Source organism: Ensifer sp. EB106-03-01-XG145 (assembly GCF_058792075.1).
The window spans coordinates 1-12,353 of the sequence record NZ_JBYTEC010000025.1; the positions used below are offsets into that span (position 1 = coordinate 1).

General features: G+C 64.3%; 13 protein-coding genes. 6 read left to right on the forward strand and 7 right to left on the reverse strand.

The window, feature by feature from the left end; all coding sequences use genetic code 11:
- The 4 genes from AC3WWH_RS30480 to AC3WWH_RS30495 form a co-directional block, all read left to right on the forward strand.
- Positions 1 to 310, forward strand: a 310-nt coding sequence (locus tag AC3WWH_RS30480) for a hypothetical protein (RefSeq protein WP_492377427.1), incomplete at its 5' end; no start/stop codon positions are given.
- 50 nt (positions 311 to 360) lie between these two features.
- Positions 361 to 819: a DoxX family protein gene (locus tag AC3WWH_RS30485; protein WP_082640674.1), complete on the forward strand. Its 459-nt coding sequence runs from the start codon at positions 361 to 363 to the stop codon at positions 817 to 819.
- Entirely contained in the window at positions 816 to 2,414 is a 1,599-nt protein-coding gene (locus AC3WWH_RS30490; RefSeq protein ID WP_492377428.1) for an MFS transporter, read from the forward strand. Before AC3WWH_RS30485 ends, AC3WWH_RS30490 begins: the two co-directional genes overlap by 4 nt.
- A gap of 89 nt (positions 2,415 to 2,503) precedes the next feature.
- Positions 2,504 to 3,334, forward strand: a complete 831-nt coding sequence (locus AC3WWH_RS30495) for an alpha/beta fold hydrolase (protein WP_058320673.1) — start codon at positions 2,504 to 2,506, stop codon at positions 3,332 to 3,334.
- Positions 3,335 to 3,431: 97 nt separating this feature from the next.
- Here the strand turns inward: AC3WWH_RS30495 and AC3WWH_RS30500 are convergent, their stop codons facing one another.
- Positions 3,432 to 4,325 (reverse strand): LysR family transcriptional regulator, encoded by an 894-nt coding sequence (locus AC3WWH_RS30500; RefSeq protein WP_058320680.1) that lies wholly within the window; start codon positions 4,323 to 4,325, stop codon positions 3,432 to 3,434.
- Between the two features lie 103 nt (positions 4,326 to 4,428).
- On the opposite strand from AC3WWH_RS30500, the gene AC3WWH_RS30505 reads away from it, so the two are divergent.
- A complete protein-coding gene (locus AC3WWH_RS30505) occupies positions 4,429 to 5,622 on the forward strand; it encodes an MFS transporter (protein ID WP_492377429.1) in 1,194 nt (397 codons plus the stop codon).
- A 9-nt stretch (positions 5,623 to 5,631) separates the two neighbouring features.
- Here the strand turns inward: AC3WWH_RS30505 and AC3WWH_RS30510 are convergent, their stop codons facing one another.
- Positions 5,632 to 6,276, reverse strand: coding sequence for a Vgb family protein (locus AC3WWH_RS30510; RefSeq protein ID WP_065376609.1), 645 nt, complete (start codon positions 6,274 to 6,276; stop codon positions 5,632 to 5,634).
- A gap of 10 nt (positions 6,277 to 6,286) precedes the next feature.
- Positions 6,287 to 7,507 (reverse strand): helix-turn-helix domain-containing protein, encoded by a 1,221-nt coding sequence (locus tag AC3WWH_RS30515; RefSeq protein ID WP_492377430.1) that lies wholly within the window; start codon positions 7,505 to 7,507, stop codon positions 6,287 to 6,289.
- 327 nt (positions 7,508 to 7,834) lie between these two features.
- On the opposite strand from AC3WWH_RS30515, the gene AC3WWH_RS30520 reads away from it, so the two are divergent.
- A complete protein-coding gene (locus AC3WWH_RS30520; RefSeq protein ID WP_492377431.1) occupies positions 7,835 to 9,049 on the forward strand; it encodes an MFS transporter in 1,215 nt (404 codons plus the stop codon).
- 91 nt (positions 9,050 to 9,140) lie between these two features.
- On the opposite strand, the gene AC3WWH_RS30525 is transcribed toward AC3WWH_RS30520, so the two are convergent.
- The 4 genes from AC3WWH_RS30525 to AC3WWH_RS30540 all read right to left on the reverse strand — a co-directional run bounded on the left by AC3WWH_RS30525 (position 9,141) and on the right by AC3WWH_RS30540 (position 12,353).
- On the reverse strand, positions 9,141 to 10,445 hold the full coding sequence (locus AC3WWH_RS30525; protein ID WP_492377432.1) for a CynX/NimT family MFS transporter: 1,305 nt from the start codon (positions 10,443 to 10,445) through the stop codon (positions 9,141 to 9,143).
- A complete protein-coding gene (locus tag AC3WWH_RS30530; RefSeq protein ID WP_492377433.1) occupies positions 10,442 to 11,119 on the reverse strand; it encodes a FadR/GntR family transcriptional regulator in 678 nt (225 codons plus the stop codon). The genes AC3WWH_RS30525 and AC3WWH_RS30530 overlap by 4 nt, the downstream gene beginning before the upstream one ends.
- Before the next feature lie 318 nt (positions 11,120 to 11,437).
- Positions 11,438 to 11,779: a slr1659 superfamily regulator gene (locus AC3WWH_RS30535; protein ID WP_057255452.1), complete on the reverse strand. Its 342-nt coding sequence runs from the start codon at positions 11,777 to 11,779 to the stop codon at positions 11,438 to 11,440.
- Positions 11,780 to 11,792: 13 nt separating this feature from the next.
- On the reverse strand, positions 11,793 to 12,353 hold the full coding sequence (locus AC3WWH_RS30540; RefSeq protein WP_492377434.1) for a slr1658 superfamily regulator: 561 nt from the start codon (positions 12,351 to 12,353) through the stop codon (positions 11,793 to 11,795).

The window sequence follows — 12,353 nt, forward strand, 5'->3', positions numbered from 1 at the left end:
CCTGGACGTCAAAGCTGCCGATCGCCGATCTCAAGGGCTTCTTCGGCGCACTCGGATGCTCATGCTGGGCCGTGTGACGATAGTGGAAGGGCGCAAAATGAAAACGATCGTCGGCGCCGCCGCATTGGCGGCCTCCATCCTGATCACTTCGTCGGCCGCACTCGGCGACGATGGTGCACCCGCAAAAGATAACAAGCGACCCTCCTGGGCGAAGGTCGTGGTGAACCAATCGCCGCCGAAGGCGGGTGCCTATTACAAGGGCATTTCGCGGACCGCGTTCAGCAATTCGAAATGGCCGCAAACGCGATGAAGGCGGCCAAGCCGCCCGTTAAGTCGAAGACCGTCTAACAAGGAAACAAAATGCTGAGCCTGTCTTCTCTCGAAAAACATCTCGCTGCCCGCCTGCGGCCAAGCCACGCCGGGCGATGGATCGTCTTCGTCGGCCTGTTGGCGCTTTGCTCGGCCTATATCCAGGGGCCGCTGACGAAGATCTTCGACTTTCCGGGTGCGCTTGCCGAGATGGATCACTTCGGCCTGCATCCGGCGCCGCTCTTTGCCGTCGGGGTCATCGTTTTCGAGCTTCTGATGTCGGCCCTCATTCTCATAGGTTTCTATCGCTGGGCGGCTGCCAGCGCGCTTGCGGCTTTCACGCTTGCCGCCACCTTCCTCGCGTTTCGCTTCTGGGAGCTTCCGCCCGGCATGGAGCGTGCGATGGCGACGAACGGCTTCTTCGAGCATATAGGCCTCAGCGGTGCCTTCCTGCTCGTCGCCTGCTACGATCTTCGTGAACGGGCATCCGCAGGAAAGGCTGGGCAATGACGGCAGCGAAAGAGGGCGCAGGGACGTTTGCGCCGTTGCGGCAGAAGGTCTTTGCGGTCCTGTGGGTGGCGACGATCATCGGCAATACCGGCAGTTTCATCCGTGATGTCGCCAGCTCCTGGCTCGTTACCGACCTGTCGGCGACGCCGGCCGCCGTTTCCATGGTCCAGGCAGCGGCGACCCTGCCGATCTTCCTGCTCGCCATTCCTGCAGGGGTTCTCTCGGATATTCTCGATCGGCGCAAATTCCTGATCCTGGTGCAGTTTCTGCTCGCATTGACGAGCCTCTGTCTGCTGTTTCTCTCCGCCACGGGCCTGCAGTCCGTGAGCTCGCTGATCGCGCTGACCTTCGTCGGCGGCATAGGGGCGGCACTGGTCGCCCCCACCTGGCAGGCGATCGTGCCTGAGCTCGTCTCGAGGCAGGACGTCAAGGGCGCCGTGGCGCTGAATTCGCTCGGCATCAACATCGCCCGCGCGATCGGTCCGGCGTTTGGCGGCCTGCTGCTCGCCTGGTCCGGAGCAGCCGTCACCTATGGCGTCGATGTCATCAGCTATGTCTTCGTGATCGCGGCGCTCCTGTGGTGGCGGCGCGGTGTATCGGAGGACGACGTTCTCGCGGAACGCTTCTTTGGCGCCTTCCGGGCGGGGTTGCGCTACGCACGCGCCAGTCGCGAGCTGCACGTGGTCCTGCTGCGTGCCGCCGTGTTCTTCGCATTTTCGAGCGCGATCTGGGCCCTGCTGCCGTTGGTCGCCCGCCAGCTTCTCGGCGGTGGCGCCAGCTTCTACGGCATCCTGCTCGGTGCCGTCGGCGCGGGTGCGATCGGCGGCGCGCTGGTGATGCCGCGCCTGCGTGCCCGGATGGATACCGACGGGCTGCTTTTGCTTTCCGCGGTGCTCACGGCCGCGGTAATGGGCGTGCTCTCCCTCGCGCCGGCGCAATGGGTGGCGGTTGTCGCGTTGCTCGTTTGCGGTGCCGCCTGGATCACGGCGCTGACGACGCTGAACAGCACCGCGCAGGCCATCCTTCCCAATTGGGTGCGCGGGCGCACGCTCGCTGTCTACCTCACCGTCTTCAACGGGGCGATGACCGGTGGCAGCCTGGCCTGGGGCGCCATCGCCGAAGCGATCGGCGTGCCCTTCACCCTGGCGGCGGCTGCTATCGGCCTTCTCTGCGTCGGGGTCGTCTTCCACGCCATGAAACTGCCGAAGGGCGAGGCGGACCTCATTCCCTCCAACCATTGGCCGGAGCCGCTGACAAGCGAGCCGGTCGAACACGACCGCGGCCCCGTCCTCGTGCTCATCGAATACACGGTCGACAAGGCGGACCGCTCCGAATTCCTGAAGGCGCTCGCCCGCCTGTCGCATGAGCGCCGCCGTGATGGCGCCTATGGCTGGGGCGTCACCGAGGACGCGTCTGACACCGGCCGCATGGTTGAGTGGTTCATGGTCGAGTCCTGGGCCGAACATCTGCGCCAGCACAAGCGCGTGTCCAAGGCCGATGCCGATGTCCAGGAAGATGTTCGTCGTTTTCACAAAGGGCCGGCGGCGCCGGCCGTACACCACCTTCTCGCGATCAACCGGCCGCAGCTCGGTTGACGTGGGTTGCGTTCCATGGCGTCCATCCGGCGCCGCGGAACGTGCCAGGAAGACACAAACACTAGAACCCAAGCAAAGGAACCGTTCCCATGACCGAAAACTTCGTCAGGACTGAAGACGGCATCGATATCTTCTACAAGGATTGGGGCTCGGGCCAGCCAATCGTCTTTCACCATGGCTGGCCGTTGTCGGCAGACGATTGGGACGCGCAGATGCTCTATTTCGTCAACAAGGGCTATCGCGTCATTGCTCACGACCGCCGCGGTCATGGGCGCTCTACACAGGTGAGCGAAGGTCATGATATCGCGCACTATGCGAAGGACGTCGCGGCACTGGTCCTCAAGCTCGAACTCAGTGATGCCGTCCACATCGGTCACTCCACGGGTGGCGGCGAGGCGGCGGCTTACGTTGCACGCCACGGTGCGGGACGGGTCGCCAAGCTGATCATGGTCGGTGCCGTTCCGCCGATCATGGTGAGGACCCCGAACAATCCCGGTGGCCTGCCGATCGAGGTATTCGATGGCTTCCGTTCCGCGCTTGCCGCCAATCGCGCTCAGTTCTTCCGCGATGTTCCAGCGGGTCCCTTCTACGGCTTCAACCGACCGGGGACTGAAACATCGGAAGGCGTCATCCAGAACTGGTGGCGGCAGGGCATGATGGGCAGCGCCAAGGCGCATTACGAGGGCATCAAGGCTTTCTCGGAAACCGACTTCACCGAGGACCTCAAGGCGATCGATGTGCCGACGCTGGTCATGCATGGCGACGACGATCAGATCGTTCCGATCGACGATTCGGCGCGGCTTGCCGTCAAGCTCCTGAAGAACGGCACCCTCAAGGTCTATGAAGGGTATCCACATGGAATGCTGACGACCCATGCCGATGTCATCAATCCTGACCTGCTTGCCTTCATCAAGGCCTAAAGGGCTGGCATGATCCGCGGCGTCTCGGTTACCGCGGACCGTGCCGGGACAAATCTTGGTGCCCGCACCGTGTTGATCGCGGTGCGGGTTCTGTCGTTCAAGCGTTTCCCTTCGCGGTTTTGCCAAGTGCCCCCATCAACCGGTCGATGAAGACGCGTACCTTGGGTGCGACAAGCTTCGTCGTCGGGTAGACGGCCCAGATCGCCAATGTCTCGGGCGCCGCATCTTCGAGGCGAATGCGTATTAGCCGACCTGCATCGAGATCGTCGGCGATATTCCAGTCGGAGAGCAGGGTGATGCCGGCACCAGCGAGGCAGGCCGCATGGCATCCTTCGATGCTTGTCGACGAAAAGCGGCTCTGCAGCCGCACATGCCTCTCGACCCCGGCGCTCAGAAAGGTCCAATGGCTGACGCCGTGCAGCGGCAGGCATTGATGATTGATGAGATCGCCACTGGTCCGCGGGCTCCCATGCTTTTCGACATAGGATGGCGAGGCGACGAGGGAACGCGGGTTTTCGGCCAGTTTTTTGGCGATCAAACTGCTATCTTTCAAACGCGCGACGCGGATCGCCAGATCAATGCCCGATGCCACCAGGTCAGGCATTGTGTCGCTCATATCGAGCGAGACCTTGAGCCCCGGGTGATCATCAAGCAGCGAAGGCATGAGCGGAGCAATCAGCTTGATCGAGAAGGCAACCGGCGCCGAGACGCGCAGGAGACCGGTCGCTCCGTCCCCGTCACCCCTCAGGAGCGTTCGCGCCTGCCGTTCGGTTTCGAGCAGACCCTGGGCATAGGGCAGAAAGGTTTCGCCCTCTGGCGTCAGCGACAGTGAGCGGGTCGTGCGGTGCATCAGCCGGACGCCAAGCGCCTGCTCCAAGGAGGCGAGCCGCCGGGTTGCGATCATGGGGGTGATGCCAAGCCGTCGCGCGGCCTCGGCGAGGCTGCCGCCGCTTGCCGCTGCGGTGAAGACGAGGACTTCGTCGAGGTCCATTGTATCGAAATCCGATATTCTGCTATTTATGATGGCGACACTACAGCGAATTTCGATAAGGCGATAGATCAAGCCCATCTCTCCAGTGAGAAGGGCAAGTGAAATGGTTACCCACGAAACGGAGCATTCCGGCCTCGGTCGAACCCGCATCTACGCCATGGCCGTCGCCAGCGGCATCGCGGTTGCAAACATCTACTATAATCAGCCATTGCTGGGGCTCATCGAAGCCGAGTTTCCTGGCGAGGCGGCCGTCGGCCTGCTTCCGACGGCGACGCAACTCGGCTACGCGCTCGGGCTGCTGCTTCTGTTGCCGCTCGGCGATATCGTCCGGCGCAGACGACTGATCGTCGGGCAGTTCCTGGCGATCGCGATAGCCGCGACCGCCGCGGCTTTGGCCCCGTCGCCGTTCTTGCTGATCGCCGCCTCGGTGCTGCTTGGAGCCAGCGCCACCGTCGCGCAGCAGATCGTCCCGATCGCTGCGATGCTGTCCACGCCTGACAAACGCGGGGCGGCGATCGGCACGGTCATGGCCGGAGTTTTGACCGGCATCCTGCTCAGCCGCACGGTCTCCGGCTTTGTCGGGGCCCATGCCGGCTGGCGAGAGATGTTCTGGGCAAGTGTGCCTCTCGCACTTGCAGCTTCGTTCCTGATGTTTCGGACCTTGCCGGATCTGCGCCCGGCATTGCGTTTGCCCTATCGCGAAGCCCTGGCCTCGCTCGCCACTCTTTGGCGGCGCGAGCCCGCGCTCCGTCTCGCTTCGATGGTGCAGGCGGCGCTTTTCGCATCCTTTACGGCATTCTGGACCGTGCTCGCGCTTTATCTTGCGACGCCGCGTTTCAATCTGGGCGCCGATGCCGCCGGTCTGTTCGGCATTGTCGGGGCAATCGGCGTGTTTGCGGCACCGGTCGCCGGCAGGATAGCGGATCGGCGAGGTGCGCGGTCCGTCGTCTGGTTCGGGGCGGCTCTGACGCTCGCTGCCTGGGTCGTACTCGGAGCCTGGGCCTCGATCGCCGGACTGGTGGTTGGCGTCATCGTGCTTGATATCGGCATCCAGGTCGCGCTGATTGCCAACCAGCACATCATCTATGCGCTCGAGCCCGCGGCGCGCAGCCGTATCAACACGGTCTTCATGACCAGCATGTTTCTTGGGGGAGCGGCGGGTTCGGCCCTGTCCTTCGCCGCCTGGAGCTATGGCTCCTGGCCGGGCGTCAGCGCACTCGGCCTCGCGCTTGCGGCGCTGGCGCTGGCCGCCAAGCTGCTTGCTCGACGAGCGGCCAGGCTGGAGACCTTGCGCTGAGGGATGAACCTAGGGAGCATGCTTCTTCGGCCGGCGGACGGCCCGGATCGTTCCGCTCCCGCCGCCGCCGCAGAAGAAGCGCTCGCCGCCATCGGACTCCAGCCCCGAGACACCGGCGCCTGATGGCATCACGATCCGCTCGAGCACCGACCCAGTCTCGGGGTCGACGCGCCTCAAGTCGCTGTCGTCGCCTTCCCAGGTGCCGTGCCAGAGCTCTCCGTCGACCCAGGTGACGCCCGTCACGACGCGCTTGGATTCGATGGTGCGCAGGATTGCGCCGGTTTCGGGATCGATCTGATGGATCCTCCGACCTCGGTGCTGCCCGACCCAAAGGGTTCCCTCCGCCCAGGCAAGGCCGGAATCGCCGCCGCCGCCCGGTGCCGGGATCGTTGCCAGCACGCGGCCGCTCTCGGGATCGATCTTCTGGATGCGGTCCTCGGCGATCTGGAACAGATGCTTGCCGTCAAAGGCGGTACCGGCATGCGCCGCGACATCGATCGAGCGCACCGGGTTCCCGCTTTCCGGATCGAGGGCATTGATCTTGTCGCCGGAGGCAAACCAGATGTTCCGACCGTCGAAGGTGACGCCATGGATGTGGTCGGCGCCAGGGAAGGGGCCATATTCGCGGAGGATTTCGGCTTCGGATCGTTTCATGGTTTCAATCCTAATTGCTTGGCAGTGGACCGGGGAGTAACAAGACTGTCGGGAATGTGGGCACAGGCGGGATCACCCAGCGTCGCGCCCGCCCGCGGCCGACCGGCAGAACCTTGCCTTCCGAGGAGAGTTCTTCGAGCGCCCGTTGCACCGTGCGCGGGCTGGCATCGAGCGCGATGGCGAGAGCGGAGCTCGACCATGCCTCGCCGTCGCCAAGAAGCGCCAGCATCGCCGCATGCCGATCGTCGACCGGCGGTGCAAGCACCACGACCGCGTGGTCGCCACGCGGAGCCAGCCGGAAGCCGTCGCTGGTCGCGCTGATATCCGCGAATGCGCGGAGTTCGTCGCGAAGCCGGCCGATCTCGACCCTCAATCGTGCCCGGTGAGATTCGTCGACATGTTTCGCGCCGAAGGCACGGGCGAGCAAGGCGCGCCGCGAGACATCGGTCGGCCACGCCTCTGCGAGAGCACGCGCCAGCGCGAAGAGCACCGGCCGCGTTGCAAGCGAAACGGCGGAGGCCTCGCGCCGGATGATGTTTCGGCACGCATCGACCACCAGGGTACCGGAGTTGAGCAGGGCTTCGACGTCGTCGAGCAGCAGCAGGCGCTCGCCTCCCCTGGTCAGAAGCCGGGCCGCCGGCGTCTTCAGGACAAGCGCCGCGCCTTCGACTTCCGCGACCAGCGCTGCTATGCCGGTTGCTCGCGCCGCTTCAGTCGCCCGGGCGAAGGCGCTGGCCGCCGAAGCGGTTTGCAATCGTCGAACGGCGAGGCCGGCAATCGCGAGCTCGTGCGTGGCTCTCGCCGGTGGAGTCAGCCGGCCCAGATCGACACCGGCAAGCATCTGTTCGGCCTCGTCGAGACGGCCGATCAGTAGCAGGCGGCGGGCGCCGAGATTGCGGGCGTGAGCGGCATTGAGGTGGTCGCCATGGTCTTCGAGCGTCGCGCGGGCTGCGTCGAGCGCCTTCATCGGCCAGGAGAGATCGCGCGAGACGATGGCGATCTCCGCTTCGGCAACGATGCATCGCGCGCGGGCCACGGCCTCCTTCGGGCCGAAGCCGCGCGCCGCCGCCTTCAACAGCGTCTTGGCGCGGCCGAGATCTCCGAGCTGAGCCATCGCGATGCCGCGGAGCGCCAGCGCCGGCGGGTCGTCGCGCAAGGCGACCCGCTTCAGCACGCCGAGGAGGTCACCAGCGGCCAGCGCCTGGCCTGCCGCGGTAATCAGCGAATCCATCGAAATCCCGTCACACTTGTCACTCCCCCAACAGTGCTTCGGCCTCTATCTATTGCTCGAACGGCCCGGGACAACAGAGAGGACCTTCGAGGCACAATCAAGTGGGTTGGATCCAGACGGGTTGAAGGCATGCCGCGAGCGACGCCCAGGCGAACCTGCAATAGTTACAAAATTCTGCAAATTTCGGTGTCGGCTTTCCGCTGGCGCCTGCGTCTTACAGGAACCAGTAAGAGGAGGTGCTCTGCACGTCCAAACCTGCTGCGCGATCAGTTTTGCACGTTATCGGCGCTGCCGGCCGTCTAACCGGGCGCTGCCAAGGAGATTGCAATGAGCAATTCGATTTATCGTTGGGTGATCGTGGCGGCTGGCGGCCTGCTTGGCTGCTTGGCGATCGGCGCCATGTTCTCACTTCCTGTTTTCCTGCTGCCGATCTCGCGGGATACCGGCTGGTCCGTCACCGGGGTCTCCAGTGCCATGACCATCGGCTTTCTGGCGATGGCTTTCGCCAGCATTGCCTGGGGCAGTCTCTCCGATCGCTGGGGTGCGCGGCCGATCGTGCTCATCGGCTCGGTGCTTCTGGCCGTGAGCCTGATGGCGGCCAGCTGGGTGACTTCGCTGATCGCCTTCCAGGTCGTCTTTGGCGTCGTTGTCGGCACCGCCACGGCGGCGATCTTCGCGCCGATGATGGCCTGTGTTACCGGCTGGTTCGATACGCACCGGAGCCTCGCCGTTTCGCTCGTTTCGGCCGGCATGGGCATGGCGCCGATGACCATGTCGCCGTTTGCGGCATGGCTGGTTTCAGGCTATGATTGGAGAACTGCATTGCAGATCATCGCCGTCGTCGTCGCGGTCATCATGATCCCGGTGTCGCTTCTCGTTCGCCAGGCGCCGGCACTTGCTGTCGGTGCTGCGGAGGCCTCTCCCGAGGAAGAGGCGCAATCGACGATGACGACGAGCCAGGTGCTGAAATCGCCGCTCTTCATTATCCTGCTGCTCACCAACTTCTTCTGCTGCGCAACCCATTCCGGCCCGATCTTTCACACGGTGAGCTACGCCATCACTTGCGGTATCCCCGTGATAGCGGCCGTGTCGATCTACAGTGTCGAGGGGCTCGCTGGCATGGGCGGACGCGTCGTCTTCGGCCTGCTCGGCGACCGCTTCGGGGCAAAGCGCGTGCTGGTTCTCGGGCTGCTGGCGCAGGCTTTTGGGGCACTGGCCTATGTCTTCGCCGCGGGGCTCGGCTCATTCTACGCTGTCGCCGCCCTGTTCGGCTTCATCTATGCCGGCGTCATGCCGCTTTATGCCGTGCTCGCGCGCGAGAATTTCCCCCTGCAGATGATGGGAACGGTCATCGGCGGAACGGCCATGGCCGGCAGCCTCGGCATGGCGACGGGACCGATTGCCGGCGGCATGATCTATGATGCGATGGCCAGCTATACCTGGCTTTATGTCGGCTCCTGGGGCATCGGTCTCGGGGCGTTCCTGATCGCGCTCACCTTCAGGCCCGCACCGCGCTATCAGCAGGCGGTTGCAGCGGCGTGAAGCAGTGCACTGAGATCGACGAGAAAGGGCTCCACCGGAGAGGTGGAGCCCGATCGAGTTGAGCTTTCATTTCGAGACGGCTGCGCCCGTCTTAGCGATCGTCGATCCTGACCGTTCGTGCGCCGACATGGAGCGCCCGGCCGGCCCCCATGCCCATGATCGCCACGCCGATGCCAAGGGCGATGAAGAGTATGGAGCTGGCTGCGAAGTTGCCGGTCCAGCTGCGAATGAAGCCCACGAACAGCGGGCCGATGGCGGCGAGCACGTATCCGACGCCCTGGGCCATGCCGGAGAGGTGGGCTGCGACATGGGAATCGGGCGAGCGCAGCACGATGAGGGTCATCGCCGCGGCAATCAGGCCACCCTGTCCGATACCTTGAAGAACGGCCCAGACGAGCACCGTCGACAGCGGCGCAAAGAGGATGCCGATCAGGGCGATGACGGCAGCGGCCGCGAGCGTCACGCAGACGGCGCGCTGGTCCCGGCGGCGGACGGCAAAAGACGGCACGAGCAGGCAGGTGACGACCTGCATCATGATCGAGGCCGAGACGACCGCGCCGGCGGTTGCGGCATCAAGGCCGCGCTCGCGAAGGATCGGCGCCATCCAGCCGAAGACGCAATAGGCCAGTGCCGACTGCAACCCCATGAACAGGGTTACCTGCCAGGCGAGGCGATCGCGCCAGAGGCCGACAACGCGGAAGCCGCTGTGGCGGGCCTGCGCCTTGCCACGCAGCGCCTGTGGCGCCCAGATCAGGAGCACGATCAGAGCTGGCACCGCCCAGGCTGCGAGCGCGCCGGACCAGGAGCCGGCGACATGGTGCTCGATCGACAAAGTGAGGCCGGCGGCACTGGCCGCGCCAGCGCAGAGCGCCATAGTGTAGAGGCCCGTCATCATCGCGGCCCGGTCGGCGAAGTCACGCTTGACGAGGCCTGGGAGGAGGACGTTGCCGACCGCGATCGCCGCACCGGCGGTAAAGGTCGCGAGGAACAGCAGCGGCACGGATTGAACGCCGCGCAGGCCCGTGCCGAGCGTCAGAAGCAGCAGCACGCCAAGAAGCGTGCGCTCGGCGCCGAAACGTTGCGCGAGTTTTGGCGCAAGCGGCGCGAAGATGCCGAGGCAAAGCACCGGCAGGGTGGTGAGTACGCTGGCGCCTGCGGTCGACAGGCCGGTTGCCTGCATCACCTCGGGCAGCAGCACTGAGAGGCTCGAAAACAGTGGCCGCAGGTTGAAGGCGATCAGGACGAGGCTCACGCCAAGAAGAACACGGGCGCTGCGGCTCAAGACAGGCGGTTGCGGCGCCGGCAGGCTGTCGGCCTCGGCATCGATGAGCTGGTCTTCGAGGTCCAGTGGCTCGGCGGTTTCGGCCTTGTGGGGGTCACGAAAAGTCTGGTTCATTGGGTAAGAAGCCGATCAAGTTCAGCGAGGACGGGGGCCATGAACGCCCGGACGGAGGCCGCGGCCTGGTCCGGATCACCGGACGCGATGGCCTCGACGATCGCCGCATGCGCCCGGTCGTCCGGTTCGGGAAGGTCGCCGCGAAGGGTCGAGTGGATGGTTTCGAGGATGGCCGAGGTGAAGAAATCATAGAGCTCGACGATCGCTTTGTTGCCCGATGCCTCGACGATCGATCTGTGGAAGGCGATGTCGCGTTGGCCAAAGGCATCGCGTCCTCCATCGGCCACCGTGCCGCGGGCGCCAAGCAGCTTGAACATGCGCTCGAGGTCTTCAGGCGTATGGCGGAGTGCCGCCAGCCGCGCCGCCTCGACGTCGAGTGCCGCGCGTGCTTCCCATTGGTCGCGCAGACCGGTGCGCTTGACCCGGTCGAGCGCGCCCGAGGTGTCGACGGTCGAGCGGACATAGGTGCCGGAGCCCTGGCGGGCGTCGAGAAGGCCCTTCGAGATCAGGACCCGAACGGCTTCACGCACGGTGCCGCGGCTGACGGCGAGTAGTTCGGTGAGTACCGTTTCGTTCGGAATGCGCTCGCCGACTGCCCAGCGGCCGCTAAGGATTTCCGTTCGCAGGCTTTCGGCTGCGCTCTCGGTGAGATTGGTACGATTGATCGGCTGCATCGTCTGCTCATCAAGTCATCAGATGATTTGACGAATAGGCCAAGTTGATGCGTGAGTCAACGCGGCCGGGCGGCACCAAGGGGCAGCGAACCGGCTCGAGTCTCTTTCCCTGAAGCGTGCCTCGTCGAGGAGCTGCGAGCCAGCACAACCGACAGAAGCCGGAAATGCTGGCTTGATGTCTAGAGCATCCCGCTCTCAGGTGAAGTCACTGGAGGCGGGATGCTCTAGAATCAAAGTGCTAGAGCGTCCTTTGTGCGTTCAGTTGACCGCACGGCGCTCTGGCGTTGAACCGGCCGAAATACAGCCGGACCGCGGACCTCAGTTGAGCCTGAGATCGAGGCCGGGATGCAGCTTCTTGAGGTTCGGTAAGGATTTCGATTGCCACGGGATTTCGGAGGTTCCGCGCACCGTCAATTGCACGTTCGGGCGATTGCGCGCCTCGATCGTCAGTTTGGCGAGCAGGTTGATCCCGGACGAGTTCAGAAACTGCAATTCGGTCAAATCGATCGTGATGTGCTCAGGCTCGGTTTCGAGCACGCCCATGACGGTCGAGAAGATCGGGGCATAGGCTTCCGTTCCCGGCAGCCGCATCGTGCCTTCGAAATGGATGTCGTTGCCTTCGGACCAAACGCGATACTCTTCTACGTCCTTGTTTTCCATGTTCACCGGCTCATCAGTTCGAGAGGTCTGGGACCGTAATGGAGGCATAGGTCTCCAAGGAGGTTTCGCCGTCGTCACCCTGGGCGCCAAAAACCCAAGCGAAACGAACGCCATAATCGCTCATCAGCGTCAAAAGACCAAGCCCCGAGCCGCTCTTGCCGAGCCCGGTTGCGTTTGCCTCGATACGCTCGATGAGCAAGTCGCCGGGGTCGCCGTCGGCGATCTCGGAAAGCAGTTCCTGGAAGCGGGCGGCCGCTTCGTTGTCGATCACGTTCGACACCTTCGTGCGGAAGCTGTGGCCCTCGAGGGCAGCCTCGACGACGACAGAACCGGAGGCGCGGAACTTCACGGCATTCTCGACCAGTTCGTTGGTCAGGTAGCCGATATTGTGGCGCACTTCCCGATAGGTGTTGCGCGAAGCGCGGTAGCGCAGCGCGGCGAGTTCGGCGACGAAATCCGAAGCCATGGCGCAATGCTTCCAGCTGAGATCGAGCGGCCCGTCGTAGAGACGCAGCCGGGTCATCTTCTGGTGGGCACCGATCGTCAGGTCCGCCAGTCCGTAGAGCGTGGTCAT

What these genes read in the sequence shown, in the direction of transcription:
- AC3WWH_RS30485 (WP_082640674.1), top strand. Translation starts at nt 361, where the DNA reads ATGCTGAGCCTGTCTTCTCTCGAAAAACATCTCGCTGCCCGCCTGCGG.
- AC3WWH_RS30490 (WP_492377428.1), top strand. Translation starts at nt 816, where the DNA reads ATGACGGCAGCGAAAGAGGGCGCAGGGACGTTTGCGCCGTTGCGGCAG.
- AC3WWH_RS30495 (WP_058320673.1), top strand. Translation starts at nt 2,504, where the DNA reads ATGACCGAAAACTTCGTCAGGACTGAAGACGGCATCGATATCTTCTAC.
- AC3WWH_RS30500 (WP_058320680.1), bottom strand. Translation starts at nt 4,325, where the DNA reads ATGGACCTCGACGAAGTCCTCGTCTTCACCGCAGCGGCAAGCGGCGGC.
- AC3WWH_RS30505 (WP_492377429.1), top strand. Translation starts at nt 4,429, where the DNA reads ATGGTTACCCACGAAACGGAGCATTCCGGCCTCGGTCGAACCCGCATC.
- AC3WWH_RS30510 (WP_065376609.1), bottom strand. Translation starts at nt 6,276, where the DNA reads ATGAAACGATCCGAAGCCGAAATCCTCCGCGAATATGGCCCCTTCCCT.
- AC3WWH_RS30515 (WP_492377430.1), bottom strand. Translation starts at nt 7,507, where the DNA reads ATGGATTCGCTGATTACCGCGGCAGGCCAGGCGCTGGCCGCTGGTGAC.
- AC3WWH_RS30520 (WP_492377431.1), top strand. Translation starts at nt 7,835, where the DNA reads ATGAGCAATTCGATTTATCGTTGGGTGATCGTGGCGGCTGGCGGCCTG.
- AC3WWH_RS30525 (WP_492377432.1), bottom strand. Translation starts at nt 10,445, where the DNA reads ATGAACCAGACTTTTCGTGACCCCCACAAGGCCGAAACCGCCGAGCCA.
- AC3WWH_RS30530 (WP_492377433.1), bottom strand. Translation starts at nt 11,119, where the DNA reads ATGCAGCCGATCAATCGTACCAATCTCACCGAGAGCGCAGCCGAAAGC.
- AC3WWH_RS30535 (WP_057255452.1), bottom strand. Translation starts at nt 11,779, where the DNA reads ATGGAAAACAAGGACGTAGAAGAGTATCGCGTTTGGTCCGAAGGCAAC.
- AC3WWH_RS30540 (WP_492377434.1), bottom strand. Translation starts at nt 12,353, where the DNA reads ATGACCACGCTCTACGGACTGGCGGACCTGACGATCGGTGCCCACCAG.